The sequence below is a fragment of the Phragmitibacter flavus genome, assembly GCF_005780165.1.
Taxonomy (GTDB): Bacteria; Verrucomicrobiota; Verrucomicrobiia; order Verrucomicrobiales; family Verrucomicrobiaceae; genus Phragmitibacter; species Phragmitibacter flavus.
The window spans coordinates 183,483-196,913 of record NZ_VAUV01000005.1; the positions used below are offsets into that span (position 1 = coordinate 183,483).

General features: G+C 59.5%; 12 protein-coding genes. 2 read left to right on the forward strand and 10 right to left on the reverse strand.

The features are described 5' to 3' along the window. Nucleotides 1–12 precede the first annotated feature (12 nt). The gene (locus FEM03_RS07540; protein WP_138085590.1) at nucleotides 13–606 is read left to right on the forward strand and encodes a response regulator; all 594 of its coding nucleotides are present in this window, start codon (nucleotides 13–15) and stop codon (nucleotides 604–606) included. Between the two features lie 38 nt (nucleotides 607–644). Here the strand turns inward: FEM03_RS07540 and FEM03_RS07545 are convergent, their stop codons facing one another. The 10 genes from FEM03_RS07545 to FEM03_RS25770 all read right to left on the reverse strand — a co-directional run bounded on the left by FEM03_RS07545 (nucleotide 645) and on the right by FEM03_RS25770 (nucleotide 12,322). Further along, entirely contained in the window at nucleotides 645–887 is a 243-nt protein-coding gene (locus FEM03_RS07545; RefSeq protein ID WP_138085591.1) for a hypothetical protein, read from the reverse strand. A 15-nt stretch (nucleotides 888–902) separates the two neighbouring features. Further along, nucleotides 903–1,097: a hypothetical protein gene (locus FEM03_RS07550; RefSeq protein WP_138085592.1), complete on the reverse strand. Its 195-nt coding sequence runs from the start codon at nucleotides 1,095–1,097 to the stop codon at nucleotides 903–905. Between the two features lie 294 nt (nucleotides 1,098–1,391). Then, nucleotides 1,392–2,285 carry a formate/nitrite transporter family protein gene (locus tag FEM03_RS07555; RefSeq protein ID WP_206170917.1) on the reverse strand — a complete coding sequence of 298 codons (894 nt, stop codon included), beginning with the start codon at nucleotides 2,283–2,285 and terminating at the stop codon, nucleotides 1,392–1,394. A 528-nt stretch (nucleotides 2,286–2,813) separates the two neighbouring features. Next, nucleotides 2,814–4,160: a 3-keto-disaccharide hydrolase gene (locus FEM03_RS07560; RefSeq protein WP_138085593.1), complete on the reverse strand. Its 1,347-nt coding sequence runs from the start codon at nucleotides 4,158–4,160 to the stop codon at nucleotides 2,814–2,816. A gap of 41 nt (nucleotides 4,161–4,201) precedes the next feature. Beyond that, complete coding sequence (locus FEM03_RS07565) at nucleotides 4,202–4,855, reverse strand: phosphoribosylanthranilate isomerase (protein ID WP_138085594.1); 654 nt, start codon at nucleotides 4,853–4,855, stop codon at nucleotides 4,202–4,204. A 9-nt stretch (nucleotides 4,856–4,864) separates the two neighbouring features. Further along, on the reverse strand, nucleotides 4,865–5,335 hold the full coding sequence (locus FEM03_RS07570) for a response regulator (protein ID WP_138085595.1): 471 nt from the start codon (nucleotides 5,333–5,335) through the stop codon (nucleotides 4,865–4,867). A 142-nt stretch (nucleotides 5,336–5,477) separates the two neighbouring features. Beyond that, nucleotides 5,478–6,761 (reverse strand): carbohydrate porin, encoded by a 1,284-nt coding sequence (locus FEM03_RS07575; RefSeq protein WP_138085596.1) that lies wholly within the window; start codon nucleotides 6,759–6,761, stop codon nucleotides 5,478–5,480. Nucleotides 6,762–6,945: 184 nt separating this feature from the next. Then, nucleotides 6,946–7,878: a 1-phosphofructokinase gene (pfkB, locus tag FEM03_RS07580; RefSeq protein ID WP_138085597.1), complete on the reverse strand. Its 933-nt coding sequence runs from the start codon at nucleotides 7,876–7,878 to the stop codon at nucleotides 6,946–6,948. A 206-nt stretch (nucleotides 7,879–8,084) separates the two neighbouring features. Beyond that, nucleotides 8,085–10,544, reverse strand: a complete 2,460-nt coding sequence (gene ptsP / locus FEM03_RS07585) for a phosphoenolpyruvate--protein phosphotransferase (protein ID WP_138085598.1) — start codon at nucleotides 10,542–10,544, stop codon at nucleotides 8,085–8,087. 26 nt (nucleotides 10,545–10,570) lie between these two features. Beyond that, the gene (locus FEM03_RS25770; protein WP_138085599.1) at nucleotides 10,571–12,322 is read right to left on the reverse strand and encodes a PTS fructose-like transporter subunit IIB; all 1,752 of its coding nucleotides are present in this window, start codon (nucleotides 12,320–12,322) and stop codon (nucleotides 10,571–10,573) included. Between the two features lie 126 nt (nucleotides 12,323–12,448). Here FEM03_RS25770 and FEM03_RS07595 point away from each other — a divergent pair, with 126 nt between their 5' ends. Further along, nucleotides 12,449–13,273 carry a DeoR/GlpR family DNA-binding transcription regulator gene (locus FEM03_RS07595; protein WP_240772699.1) on the forward strand — a complete coding sequence of 275 codons (825 nt, stop codon included), beginning with the start codon at nucleotides 12,449–12,451 and terminating at the stop codon, nucleotides 13,271–13,273. The last annotated feature ends 158 nt before the right edge of the window (nucleotides 13,274–13,431 follow it).

The window sequence follows — 13,431 nt, forward strand, 5'->3', positions numbered from 1 at the left end:
GCCACCCCATGCATGCAGCCCGAATCCGAGTTGATGAATCTAACTCCTGCAAACACTCAGGCGGAGGTGCTGAGTATATTTTTGGTAGAGGACGATCCCGATACGGCTCGCGTTCTTGGCCGCTACTTGCGACACCTCGGCCATCATGTGCAGCAGGCGTGTTGCATGAAGGATGCGTTGGCCGCGTTGCCTGTCAATCAACTGGATGTGTGGATTTCTGACATTGGTCTTCCGGACGGGACTGGCTGGCAACTGCTAAGACGGGCACGACTTCCTGCCTCCGTGTATCCCATCGCCATCAGTGGTTTCGGAACCGCCAACGATCTCAGTCAGAGTAAACAGGCGGGATTTCAAAGGCACCTCATCAAACCTTTTCACATTCAGGAATTGAACGAGATATTGATGGGTGTCGCCAGGGCGCGGCCAGCGGGACATTCCGAAACGTCGGAGGTTCTCTGCGGAGGGAGAGTTGAGAGAGCGGTCTATCCTATTGGACCCGCCGATGATGACGATCGCATGGATGAAGCCACCGCCGAATCTTTCCCTGCCAGCGACCCTCCTTCATGGTGCTCGGGAAGGGACAGGTCACAGAGGAGGGTGGATTGAGAATTCAGGCAGGTTGCATGGCATGCTGTGCAGGAAAATCATGAGCCGCCTTGCTCTTCGCGATGCTCTGCCTCATTCCTGATCTGACGCCCTCCGCGGGAAATGAAGGCCGCCACGATCAAAGCTCCTCCGCCAATCATCATCACGATGCCGATGGCACTTAGCGCGATGGTAAGCATGAACAGCACCCCTACGATGATCAACAGCGCCCCGCTGATGATCCATGTCAGTCTCGGGCGAGGGGAATTCTCCCCGGGTTGGTTGTGCGGTGTCGAGTTCATCTCATGGGTCTCCATTCACGGGGTTACATTGTCCTTGGTGGGCTCCTTGCGATCCAGTCCCGTGGTCCCTCCGCCGCCAGGCGCGGCTTTTCCAGAAACCATCGTCCACAGCACTGCTCCTACAATGACCGCAAACAGCAGGCATACCAAAATGAGGCAGCCGCTTACGGACTTGTCTTTTTTCACTTTTTCAAGATTTGGGTCTTTCATCGGCTGCGTGGTGTGAAATAAGTTTAAGCGGCCCCTTGTTATCCATTTATATCGTCCGCCCTGCATTAGTGGGCGTGCATCAACCCGACCCGATGCATCAATCGGTCGCCTGCCTGATGATAACCCGAGTCCGATGTGGGGGATCATTGTCTGCATCAAGGTCTTGCCCTCTTCCGGCAGAGAAGGGCAACGGAACAGTTAACACCAACGTTCGATGAATTGTCCGCCGAACTTCATGATGGAAGTAACCGTGGTCTTCCCGTCGATACCGCCGAATTGAAGCAGACAGTGTTGCTATTTGCCCCGCCGGAAGACTGACCAATAGGCCATGCCAATCAAACCTCCCCCAATGATATTGCCAGTCGTTGACCACAAGAGATTCCATAAAAACCCGGTTGCGGTTAGATCAGTGAACGCGGTGGGTTCCACTCCCGCCGCAAGCCAAAAGGCCTGGTCTGCAAAGGCCAGGATCATGAGCCCCATTGGAATCAGGGACATATTGGCCACCGAGTGCTCAAACCCACACGCTACGAACGCGGTGATTGGCCATACAATGGCGAAAATTTTTCCTTGAGTGGCTCGTGCACTCAGGCTCAACCACACCGCAAGACACACCAGCATGTTTGCCAAAATGCCGGATGCCAGAGCGCTTCCCGCAGTCAACCCCGCTTTGCGTTGCGCTGTCTCCAAAGCGGCAAGCCCCACCTGACCATCTCCCGCAGTATGCCCACCTGCCAGCACAAACAGCATCACGATGAGCACGGAGCCCACAAAATTACCTCCATAAGCCCAAGCCCACGCTGACAACACTTCGACCGCCGTTGCGCGCTCCTGAGCACGAGGGATCACCATCATCGTATTGCCGGTGAACAATTCCGCTCCTCCCACCACCACCAGGATCAATCCCAATGAAAATGCCATCCCACAGAGTCCTTGCCGCACGCCGAAAGGGAGATCTGCCCCGCCTGCGAGAACCACCTGGGAGAAAATCGAACCAAAGCCAATGTATGCACCTGCCAGCGTCGCCAGCACCCACAAATTGGGCGTTTTCACACCAGCCTTGCGGGCAAAAAATGTCTCCGCCTTGCGGGCGATCTCCTCGGGCAACAAGTCATCCACCTTCACCTCAACCTTGCCCGTCGATGCGTTGTTCGTGCTGCTCATCTTCTTCGCCAATTCAGGGTTCATTCTGTCGCCGACATCGACTCCGATATGGGTTCGCCATCGTCAGCAGAAGATGCCAATGCACCTACAAGTCATAGCCGACAGGTGAGCCCATGAAAGGATCGCTGCTGAACTTGCTTCTGGTTGGATCAATCGAACCCGAACCGATCCGAGCAATCCTCTCGGCCGGTCACCTGGGGCGATCTGACGTCGCAGCAGCTCATCACTGAAAACCATGCTGCAGGCGTCGCTAGCGGGGCTGGTTTCAGTTACCGTTCCACGATGACGACGCAGCCAGTTTATCAAGCGCCGCGTGATCCGTCAGATCAAGCCGTAAAGGGGTGATGGAAACATACCCATCATCGACGGCACGCCGGTCGGTTCCCTCTTCGGCAGGTTCCAGTGGAATGACAGAGCACGAGTAAATGGGACGATGAAAAGGATCCTCGCTCGGAATGACGGTGCCATCGTAATGTCGAACCGATTGACGAGTCCAGCGGATGCCGTGCGGAGATGATGGGAAGTCGCGGGAAATTCTAGGACGGTCGCCGGCTACGGTTTTTCGATGGTGATCTGGCGGAAGGCTACGGGGTCGTTGTGGCCGGCGAAGCCGAAGTAGCCGGAGGAGCGGTTGAGGCCGGGATGGGGTTTGTTGTCCATGAAGGTGGACGGGTCGATTTTGGAAAGGTCGGTGTTGAGGATGGGGACGCCGTTGAGTTCGACGTTGATGGTGCTGCCTTTGACGGTGGTTGTTTGATGGTTCCATTCGCCGATGGGAAATTGATAACCGCGTTGGGCGACGGCGAGACCATAGGCGGAGCCGTGGACCTGCTGGGGTTTGATGGGGCCTTTGATTTTGTCGTAATTGTCGTCGAGGATTTGGATCTCGGTCATGCCCTCATAAGCGGGACCGCCTTTGCCGGGATAACGAATGGCGAGTCCGTTGTTGCCGGCGGGAGGGAGGAGGAATTCGAGGCGGGCGGTGAAGTCGGAGAGCTCGGTGTTCCAATAAAGGTTGCCGCCTTTGCCGGCTTTGCAGCGGATGGACTGGTCGATGATTTCGTAGTTTTCGGCATCGCCTGCCCAACCGGTGAGGTCTTTGCCGTTGAAGATGGATTGGGCGGATTGAGGGGTTTTGCTGCGCAGGTATTCGACGGCTTCGGCGTTGGGGATTTCGCGGACGAAGACGTTGCGCCAGCGAATTTCGCCGCCGTGGGTTTGCAGCTGGATGGGACCTTTGGCGGGGACGGGGCGTTGCTGGTCGGCGGGCAGTTTTTTGTCGTAGTAGTTTTCGAGGATGGCGTGATCGACGACGAGCTGGTCGTTGAGCCAGATGCTGACGCGGCTGCCGATCATGTGAATCCGGAACTGGTTCCATTCGCCGAAGGGTTTGTCGGCTTTGACGAGGGGATCTTTGCCGGAGGTGCCGGGTGAGTTGTTCCAGAGGCCGCCGGAGCCTTTGGGTTTGCCGAGGGAGACGGCTTTTTCGTCGGATTCGGTGCTGTCCCAGATTTGGACCTGGGGGACACCGCGGAGGTAGATGCCGCTGTCGGCTAGGGGAACGGTTTTGTATTCGAGGTGCAGTTCGAAGTTGCCGTAGTCTTTTTCGGTGGTGGCGTAGTCGCCGAAGCCGTCGTTGATGAGTTCTTCGTTTTCGACGCGCCAGTGGGGGATGCCGGTTTTTTCGTTGGTGGCGGTCATGCTGGCTGTCCATTTCTGGATCTGCGCGTCGCGTTCGGCTTCGGGGAGTTCGAGAAGTTTGCGATGGTCGTAGGTGCTGCCGCCGCGCCATCCGCTGAGGTCTTTGCCGTTGAAAAGTGGAGTGAAGCCTTCGGGTGGGGTGGCTGCGTGGGCGGAGAGGCTGGTGAGGCCGAGAAGGAGGAGTGGAAGAAGCTTCATGGGTAAACAAAATGGATTGAAGCTTTTTGGTAACTGGCGGGCTAGGGGTTTCTTGCGGATTGCAGGAAAAGCATCACTTTTTGCAGGTTTTTGATGCCTGGCTGGTCGTCTTCAACCCCACTTGCGACATCGACAACGGCGGGTCTTACACCGCGCACGGCATTGTTGACGTTTTCATGGGTGAGGCCACCGGCAAGCCAGAGGGCATGATCGGGCTGGCGGGTGCGGAAGTTTTGGGCGAGTTCCCAAGGGAAAGTGTGACCGAGACCGCCGCGTTCGCTGGGGTGGTAGGCATCGAGGAGGATGTCGTGAACTTGAAACGTGGAGACGAGATCGAGAGTGCTGGGATTGCGGACTTGAAAGGCTTTGATGATGGTCAGCCCTCGACGCTGGAGTTCGTGGCAGAAGGGGGCGGATTCATCGCCGTGGAGCTGAAAGGCGTGAAGGAGGCCAGTATCGGCGATTTCCAACAAGAGATCGACATCGGGGTTCACGAAGACCCCGACGGGTTTGATGGTCGGGGGCAGGTCGGGCAACCAGGTGGCGGCGGTTTTCCAGGGGAGATAACGTTTGGAATGGGGCCAGAAGTTGATGCCCAGGTAGTCGGCACCGAGTTCGGCGATGGCCTGCGCCTGGCCCGGCTGGGTGACGCCGCAGATTTTGACCTGGGTGATGGGCGGATTGGGCGGGGTCATTGACCGAAATTACATTTTTGAAGGGAGGAGAGGGCCGACGAGGGTCATGAGGACATCGAGGCTGAGGGGAAGCGGCACGGAGCCACGGGTGCGGGCGTCGCGTTGGGTTTCTTTGTAGGCGGCGGTTTCGTTGGTGGGGACAAGGAAGATGACGGAGGGGGCGGTCGCTTTGGAGGTGTGGATGAGGGTGTGGACACGGGCGGCGAGGCGATCAAGAAGCAGGCCGCTCATGTCGGGAAGGGTAAACGCGAAGATGAAGAGATCGTAGGGATGTTGAAGGATACGTTCGAAAGCGTGTTCAGCGCTGGAGGCGGCGTCGACCTCGCACTTGTGGAAAGAAGTGAGGATCTCGGTAATGAGACGTCGGTTGGGCAGGCTTTGGTCCGCGATCAACACACGGGGAAGGGCCGGCCCGGCGGGTGCCGGAGCAGGCGTGATTTCAGGTTCAGTTGGATTGGGGACGGGTTCTTTGTCCGGCATGGGAGCATATTGAACGGCATGTGCGAAATTCCAAGACAGGATTCACTGGATTGTTTGAGATGGGGGTTTTTTAGTTGGAAGCGAAGTTGTGTGCAGGGCACCGATTCCAGCGAACAGAGATGCCGGACTCGCGCAGGTTGTTCTAGAATTTGATGCCCATCTGAACGCCGAGGACGAGGGCGTCGCCGATGCGACCCGTGCCGCCGGGACGGATGACGTATTGGAGGCCGGGTTGGACATAGGCGAACTTGGTGAACTCGTAACGGTAGGCGGCTTCAAGAATGATTTCGTGTTTAGGGCGACCATCGCCACGGGATTCAACCACATCGGCGTAGTCGTCGCCGAATTTGCCATAAGCGAGGCCGAGGATGGTGGCGTCGGTGTCGCGTCCGGAGATGAGGCCGCGATAGACGGCTCCAACGTTGAGCTGCCAGGGCATGATGGCGATGTTTTCGTTGGGGTCATGGGTGAAGGCGGTCCAGAGGGTGAGGCCCTGGTCGGAACCGGATTGTTCGCGGTAAACCATTTGATCGCCGTGGACGTAGAAGCCGTAGGAGCCGTCGGTGGTTTCGGTGCTTTTGAACTGGCTGAAGCCGTCCCAAGGGGAGTAGTAGGCACCGAACCAGTAGTGGCCGGGAAGGCCGGTATTTTCGTCGCCGCCGAAGATGGGGGTCCAACCGAGCTGGGCGATGAGCCAGACGCCGTCGTCGGACTCAACGCCGAAGTCGAGACCGTGATTGTTGCGGTCGAAGACGTCGTCCTGGGCCTGGAAGACGCCGATTTGGAAGTTGGTTTCGGGCGTGGGGTCGAGGCGCAAGCGCGCGGCCCAGGTGGCGAAGGGATAGGCGGAGAACTGGGTGTTGAAGAGCACGGCGCGCAGGTTGCCGTCGAAGGCGTTGCTCATGTAGTAGCCGTAGAGGGGGCTGGTGTTGAAGTCATCGGAGGCTCCGAATCGGCCGATGCGCAGGGAGGCGCGGTCATCGGCGAATTTTTGTTCGTAGACGACTTGGTAGAGGAAAATGGTTTGGCCACCGACGACTTGCATGGAGTCGAACTGGCTGCCAACGTATTCGGAGGTGATGCTGCGTCCTGCGCGGTTGATGGTGCTGATGAGGAAGGAGGCACCGTCCCATGAGAACATTTTTTCGAGGTCGAAGTGGAAGCCGAGATAGAAGTTGTCGGCGTATTCGGTGCCTTGATCGAAACCGCCGGAGACGTTGCCGGCGAGGTTGTTGACGTAGTAGGAGTCGATGCTGAGGCCGTTGGCTTCGAGGTCATCGCGGAATCCGCCCCAGTTGCCGGTGAAGTATTTGCCGTCGGCCCAGGAGGTGGGTGGGGGTGGTTGAGTTTGGATTGGGGCTTTGGGATCGCCGGCTTGGAGGGAGATTGTGGTGGTGAGGATGAGGAGGATGGTTGGTATTTTCATGGTGATGATGGTTTGGATTTGGGCGAAGCGGTGGCTAGGCAGGTGAAACTGCGGAGTGCGGCAGCCTGCTGCCGCTGGGGTTCGAAGCAGCTTGCTGCGAGGTGGTGGCCCTAGTTGCCGCAGCAGGCTGCGGGACTTACAGCGGCAGCAGGCTGCCGCAGTCCACGGTTAATGATGAGGGTGGTTAGTGGTGGTGGATTATGGTGACTTGATCGCGGTATTGATCGACGGATTGCCGGGAATTGAGGCCGGGTCCGAGTTGTTGGATGGCGTCGAGGGAACAGGCGGTGGCGAGTCGCGCGGTGGTTTCGAGGTCGAGGTTTTGAAGTTGAGCGGAGATGATTCCGGCGACCATGGCATCACCGGCGCCGACGGTGCTGCGGACATTGACTTGAGGTGGGGTGGCTTTGAGGGTTTGGGTTTTGGTGATGAACAGGGCTCCTTCGGCACCGAGGGAAACGATGATGAGTTCGATGCCGAGGTCGAGGAGGGGGTGGGTGGCTTCGAGAATTTCGGCGTCAGTTTTTAAGGGTTTGCCGACGAAGGTGGAGAGTTCGTGGAGGTTGGGTTTGATGATGTGGGGGACGGCTTCGAGGGCGAGGGCGAAAGGTTCGCCGCTGGTATCGAGGAGGATTTTTTTATTGCGGGCGCGGAGGGTGCGGATGAGGTGCTGGTAGATGTCGGCGCTGACGCCTTCAGGGATGCTGCCGGAGAGGACAAACCATTGGGCGTCGAGGGCACCCACCATGGCTTGAAAGAATTCGATGTCGTTGGGACTCGGGGTAAGGCCGGGGAAGTTGACCTCGGTGATTTCGGACTGTTCGGAGTGGGAGATCTTGATGCACTGGCGGGTGCTGCCCGGGATGCGGACGAAACGGTCTTCGAGTTTTTTGGCGATGAAGAGTCGTTCGAAGATGGCGGTGTTGTCGTGTCCGAGGAAGCCGCTGACAGCGACACGATGGCCGAGGTCGGAGAGCGCGGAGGCAACGTTGATGCCTTTGCCACCGGCGTGGCTGTGCATGGATTCAACGCGGTTGGTGGCTCCGGCGGTGAAGCCGGGGATGAGGACCGTGCGGTCGATGGCGGGATTTAGGGTGATGGTGACAGAGGCAAGCATAGAAAGGATAAAGGATAAGGGATAAAGGCTAAAATGGGGGAGGCTGAATGTGGCTGCATCGTCCTCGTCCTCGGATGGAGATTGGAGTGGGGAGTAGGAGTAGGAGGAGGAGTAAGAGTAGAGTGCGTTGGGTTAGTTGGGGATGGTGAGTGTTTGTTTGGCGAGGGGTGTCGAGGACGAGTTCGAGTAGGAGGACGAGGACGATTTTAAGCTAGCGCGCGAACCTCGGAAGCGGTGGAGAGAGTGAGGGCCTTTTGGGCAAGGGATTGGGTTTTGGCTTTGGAAGTGGTGCGGAGGCGGGCTTTGACGGCGGCGATGCTGGGGAGGGACATGCTGAGTTCAGTGACGCCCAGGCCGGTGAGGATGAGGGCTCCGAGGGGATCACCGGCGACACCGCCGCAGACGCCGACCCATTTGTTTTCTTTGGTGGCGGCACGGACGGTTTGGTCGATGAGACGCAGGACGGCGGGATGGAGGCCGTCGACGTTTTTGGCGAGGGCGGGATGCATGCGGTCCATGGCCAGGGTGTATTGGGTGAGGTCGTTGGTGCCGATGGAAAAGAAGTCGACTTCTTTGGCAAATTCAGCCGCCATGAGCACGGCGGAGGGGACTTCAATCATGATGCCCATGTCGACGGGATCGGCACCGATCTCCAGACGGACTTTTTCGGCGACTTCGCAGGCGGCATGCCAGTCTTCGAGGGTGGCAATCATGGGGAACATGATCTTGACGGGTCCGTTTTGGCTGGCGCGATAGATGGCGCGGAGTTGGGGGAGGAAGAGGTCGGGTTCGCGCAAACAAAGACGGATGCCGCGGACGCCGAGGAAGGGGTTGTCTTCTTTGGCGAGGGGATGATAGGGTAGGACTTTGTCGCCGCCGATGTCGAGAGTGCGGATGATGAGGGGAAGGCCGTTGAGGGCGCGGATCATCTCGGTGTAGGCGGCGTATTGCTCGTCTTCGGTGGGGGCGGATTCGCGATCGAGGAAGAGGAATTCGGTGCGCAGGAGGCCGATGCCTTCGGCTCCGGCTTCGACGGCGGCGGCTGCTTCGGCGGCTTTGCCGATGTTGGCGACGATTTCGACGCGGTGGCCGTCGGTGAGGATGGCGGGCTGGTAGCGGGTTTGATTTTCGGTTTCGCGCTGGGAGTGGAGGTCGTGGCGGAAGGCTTCGGCGGATTCGAGGTCGGCGGTGGTGGGGTGGAGATGCAGTTGGCCGGCGCTGCCGTCGATGATGCAGACCGCTTGATTTTTGAGTTCGAGGATGGCGGGTCCGGTTCCGACGATGGCGGGGATGTCGAGGGAACGGGCGATGATGGCGGTGTGGGAGGTGGGGCCGCCCAGGGCGGTGCAGAGGCCGAGCACGCGGGTGGGGTCGAGTCGGGCGGTGTCGGAGGGCGTGAGGTCGTCGGCGACGAGAATGACGGGGTGATCGGGAAGGATGAGTTCGGCGTGGGTGGCTCCGGCGAGGGCGCGGAGGACACGTTGGCCGACATCGTGGAGGTCGACGGCGCGGGCGGCGATTCGTTCGTCGGCGAGCGATTTCATTTCGTCGACGCGTTGTTGGATGATCAGCTGCCAGGACCAGGCGGCGCTGTTGCCGGTGTGGATGTGTTGTTCGACGGCATCGAGTAGTTCCTCGTCTTTGAGAAGGGCTTGATGGGCGCGGAAGATGGCTGCCTGGTTTTTGCCGCTGCGGGTGTTGACGGATTCGTGAATGTCTTCGAGCTGGGCGTCGGCTTCGTGCAGGGCATTGATGAGGAACTGGATCTCGGCTTTGGGGGTGTCGCCTTTTTGGATGACGCGCAGGGTGGTGGGCTGGAACAGATGGAGGGGGCCGATGGCGAGGCCGGGGGAGGCGGAAACGCCGGTGAAGGATTGAAGTTCGGTGGCGGGCTTCCAGTGGGGGATGGTGAGGGGGGCGAGGTCTTCGGTTTGATGGGGTTCGTCGTCGAGACCGGCGGCAATGGCGCTGCGTAGAGCCTGCAGGGCGGCGTCGGCGTCGCTGCCTTCAGCCTGGATGGTGATGCTGCCGTTGCCGGGAACGCCGAGTTTGAGGAGCGAGGCCATGGCTTTGCCGTTGGCGACTTTGCCATTGTAGACGACGCGCACGGCGCAGTGGTATTGCTGGGCGACTTCGGCAAAAGCGAGGGCGGGGCGGGCGTGGAGTCCGGCACCTTCGAGGAGGTTGAGGGTGATTTCGCGGGCGTTGACAAGGCCCTGGGTGATGGCGCCTTTGGGGGCCTGTCGGGTGAGGGCGGCAACGATGTCTTCGGGGTTGTCGGTGTTGGCGAGCCGGCCGGCGGCAGCGGGGTCGTCGAGGACATCGGTGAGAGCGGCGAGGATGCCGAGGTGTTCGTCGGATTTGGCGGCAATGCCGACGATGAGGTGAACCGTTTCGCCGTTTTGCCAGGAGACGCCGGCGGGAATCTGAATGACGCAGACGCCGGTTTTTTGGATGAGGTCGCGATGCTGGGGCATGCCGTGGGGGATGGCGATGCCGTGGCTGAGGTAGGTGTTGGCCTGTTGCTCGCGGCCGAGCATGCTGTCGATGTAGCCGGGGGCGATGTGGCCGCATTCGACGAGGAGTTGTCCGGCAGCGCGGATGGCGTCTTCTTTGGTTTTCGCGGTGGCGTTGAGCCGGACGTTTTGTGAAGCGAGGGAGATCATGGAAGGAAAGAGGAAGGCGGTTGGGATTAGGCGGCGGTCGCGGGGGCCGTGGTGATCGGGCGTTTGAGGAAATACATGGTGCCGGCGGTGACGACGGTGCCAATGACGATGGCGGCGAGGTAGTTGAGGAGATGGGTGACGGCACCGGGAATGAGGGAGGCGAAGATGCCGCCGTGGGGAACGAGAAGCTGCACACCGCCGACCATGGTGATGGCTCCGGCGACGGCGGAACCGAGGACGAGGGCGGGGATGACGCGCAGGGGATCTTTGGCGGCAAAAGGGATGGCACCTTCGGTGATGAAGGACATGCCGAGCACCAGAGCGGGGGCAGCGGCTCCGCGTTCTTCGGCGTCGAAACGGCTCTTGAACAGGAAGGCGGCGAGGGCGAGTCCGAGGGGTGGGGTCATTCCAGCGGCCATGACGGCGGCCATGGGAGTGTAGACTTTGCTGGCGAGGAGTCCGACGGCAAAAGTGTAGGCGGCTTTGTTGATGGGTCCGCCCATGTCAAACGCCATCATGGAACCGAGGATGATGCCCAGGAGGGCAGCGTTGGTGCCGCGCATGCCGTTGAGCCAGGTGGTCATGGCGTCGAGCACGATCTGCACGGGTGGGGCGACGATGTAGATCATCAACAGGCCGATGATGACGGTGGAGAGGAAGGGGAGGATGAGGACGGGTTTGAGGCCCTCGAGGGTGTTGGGGAGTTTGATTTTCTCGGCGAGAAATTTGGTGAGATAGCCGGCCATGAATCCAGAGATGATGCCGCCGAGGAATCCGGCACCGAGATTTTGAGCGAGGAGTCCACCGACCATGCCGGGGGCAATGCCGGGTCGGTCCGCGATGGAAAAGGCGATGAAGCCGGAGAAAACGGCGACGAAGAGGTGGAAGGCGGTGCCTCCGCCAATTTGACTCAGGGCGGCGGCGAGGGTGCCTTCCTGGTCACCGGCGTAGATGCCTCCGAAAGCAAACGCAAGGGCGATCGCAAGTCCGCCAGCGATGACCAGGGGCAGCATGTAAGAGACGCCGGTCATGAGGTGTTTGTAGGGTCCGGTGCGTTGGGCGGATCGGGAGGCTTTGGCCTGGTCGACGGCGGAGGTGAGGTCGGTGCCGGAAGCTAGGGGCTGGGCGAGCGCGGTTTGGAGGACTTCGCGACCGTTGTGCATGGCGTGTTTGGTGCTTGTCATAAACAGGCGTTTGCCAGCAAAGGGGGCGGTGTCGACCTTAGTTTCGGCGGCGATGACCACGGCGTCGGCGTTGGCGATGTCTTCGGTGGTCAGGGTGTTTTTGGAGCCGACGGAGCCCTGGGTTTCGACCTTGATGTCGTGTCCGAGGGCTTTGGCGGCTTTTTGGAGGGCTTCAGCGGCCATGAAGGTGTGGGCGATGCCGGTGGGGCAGGCGGTGATGGCGACGAAGCGTTTTTTCTCGAAGGCGACGGGTTCGGGGGCGGGGACGGGCACCGCAACAGGGGCGGGAGTCGGAACTAAAGCGATGGCTTTCTCAAGAAGATTGCGGGTGTCGCGGATGGCTTCGCTGATGGGGACTTCGATTTGGGGTTTGCCGGTGAATCGGGCGAGGTCGACTTTGATGTCGGTGGCGAGAATGACGACATCGGCTTCGGCGATTTGCGTTTCGGTGAGGAGGTGATCAGCACCGATGGAACCCTGGGTTTCGACGGCGATGCTGTGACCCATGACTTGGGCGGTTTTCTTGAGGGCTTCAGCCGCCAGGTAGGTGTGGGCGATGCCAGTGGGGCAGGAGGTAAGGGCGACGATTTTCATGGGTAATTTCGTGGATTAATGAAAGTTTGCGAAAATTTACGAAAAATGTCGAGCTTATATTTCGAAAACTTTCAAAAATAATGCGATTAAGCCTTGCGAATACTTTCATTACGGCTTCGTTAACTTATGAAATCTGGGCGACCGAAATCTTCAAAAGCGGGTGAGGGCAATGATTTGGCTCCGATGACGGCGCAGCGGCGTGGTCAGATTGTGGAGCTGGTGCATGGGCGTGGATCGATGCGGGTGGTGGATCTGGCGGCGCGGTTTGGGGTGTCTGAGGTGACGATTCGCAGCGATCTGGATCAGTTGGAAGGCGAGGGGCGACTGATGCGTGATCGTGGCGGTGCGTTGCCATCCGGTCAGACGCGGACGGTAACGACGTTGCCGGGGATGGAACTGCGGGCGGGGTTGAATGTGGATTCAAAAAGGCGCATTGCGGCGGCGGCGGCGAGTCGGGTGGCGTCGGGGAGTTCGTTGTTGCTGGATGCGGGAACGACGGTGGTGGAGATGGTCCGTCATTTGTCCCGGGTGAACGGGCTGACCATCGTGACGAATGCCTTGAATGTGGCCTTGGCGGCGACGGCGTCGACAGATGCGCGGGTGATGATGTTGGGCGGTGTGGTGGGTGGGGATTCGGGCAGCACGCTGGGTTCGATGGCGGAAGGGATGCTGAAGGATTTGTTGGTGGATCAGTTGTTTCTTGGCGCGCAGGCGGCGGATTTGGAGAACGGGCTGACGGATACCAATGTGGAGATTGCGCAAATTAAGAGGGCGATGATGAAGAGTGCGCGGCGGGTGACGTTACTGATGGATTCGAGCAAGTGGGAGACGTCGGGGTTTATCCGTGTGGCACCGATGACGTCGGTGCAGACGGTGATCACGGATGAAGGTTTGGCGACAGAGGCGCGGCAGGCGCTGGAGAATTTGGGGATTGAGGTGGTGGTCGTGTGAGGGGGGGGCGCGTAGACGGCACCTCAACGCGATGCGCGATGCAACTCACTCTGAGCTTCCTCAATCTACTCGGAAAAGAGAGTCAGCCACTTATGCCCAGTCTTGCAGATGATTCCGATCTCATCGCCAAGTTGGCTGAGAGGCAGCAACGAAGCCAC

Bases quoted from the DNA above. Each gene is read 5' to 3' on its own strand.
- ptsP (WP_138085598.1), bottom strand. From the start codon at position 10,544: ATGATCTCCCTCGCTTCACAAAACGTCCGGCTCAACGCCACCGCGAAA.
- FEM03_RS07550 (WP_138085592.1), bottom strand. From the start codon at position 1,097: ATGAAAGACCCAAATCTTGAAAAAGTGAAAAAAGACAAGTCCGTAAGC.
- FEM03_RS07595 (WP_240772699.1), top strand. From the start codon at position 12,449: ATGAAATCTGGGCGACCGAAATCTTCAAAAGCGGGTGAGGGCAATGAT.
- FEM03_RS07575 (WP_138085596.1), bottom strand. From the start codon at position 6,761: ATGAAAATACCAACCATCCTCCTCATCCTCACCACCACAATCTCCCTC.
- FEM03_RS07560 (WP_138085593.1), bottom strand. From the start codon at position 4,160: ATGAAGCTTCTTCCACTCCTCCTTCTCGGCCTCACCAGCCTCTCCGCC.
- FEM03_RS07565 (WP_138085594.1), bottom strand. From the start codon at position 4,855: ATGACCCCGCCCAATCCGCCCATCACCCAGGTCAAAATCTGCGGCGTC.
- FEM03_RS07545 (WP_138085591.1), bottom strand. From the start codon at position 887: ATGAACTCGACACCGCACAACCAACCCGGGGAGAATTCCCCTCGCCCG.
- FEM03_RS07540 (WP_138085590.1), top strand. From the start codon at position 13: ATGCAGCCCGAATCCGAGTTGATGAATCTAACTCCTGCAAACACTCAG.
- FEM03_RS25770 (WP_138085599.1), bottom strand. From the start codon at position 12,322: ATGAAAATCGTCGCCCTTACCTCCTGCCCCACTGGCATCGCCCACACC.
- FEM03_RS07570 (WP_138085595.1), bottom strand. From the start codon at position 5,335: ATGCCGGACAAAGAACCCGTCCCCAATCCAACTGAACCTGAAATCACG.
- pfkB (WP_138085597.1), bottom strand. From the start codon at position 7,878: ATGCTTGCCTCTGTCACCATCACCCTAAATCCCGCCATCGACCGCACG.
- FEM03_RS07555 (WP_206170917.1), bottom strand. From the start codon at position 2,285: ATGAACCCTGAATTGGCGAAGAAGATGAGCAGCACGAACAACGCATCG.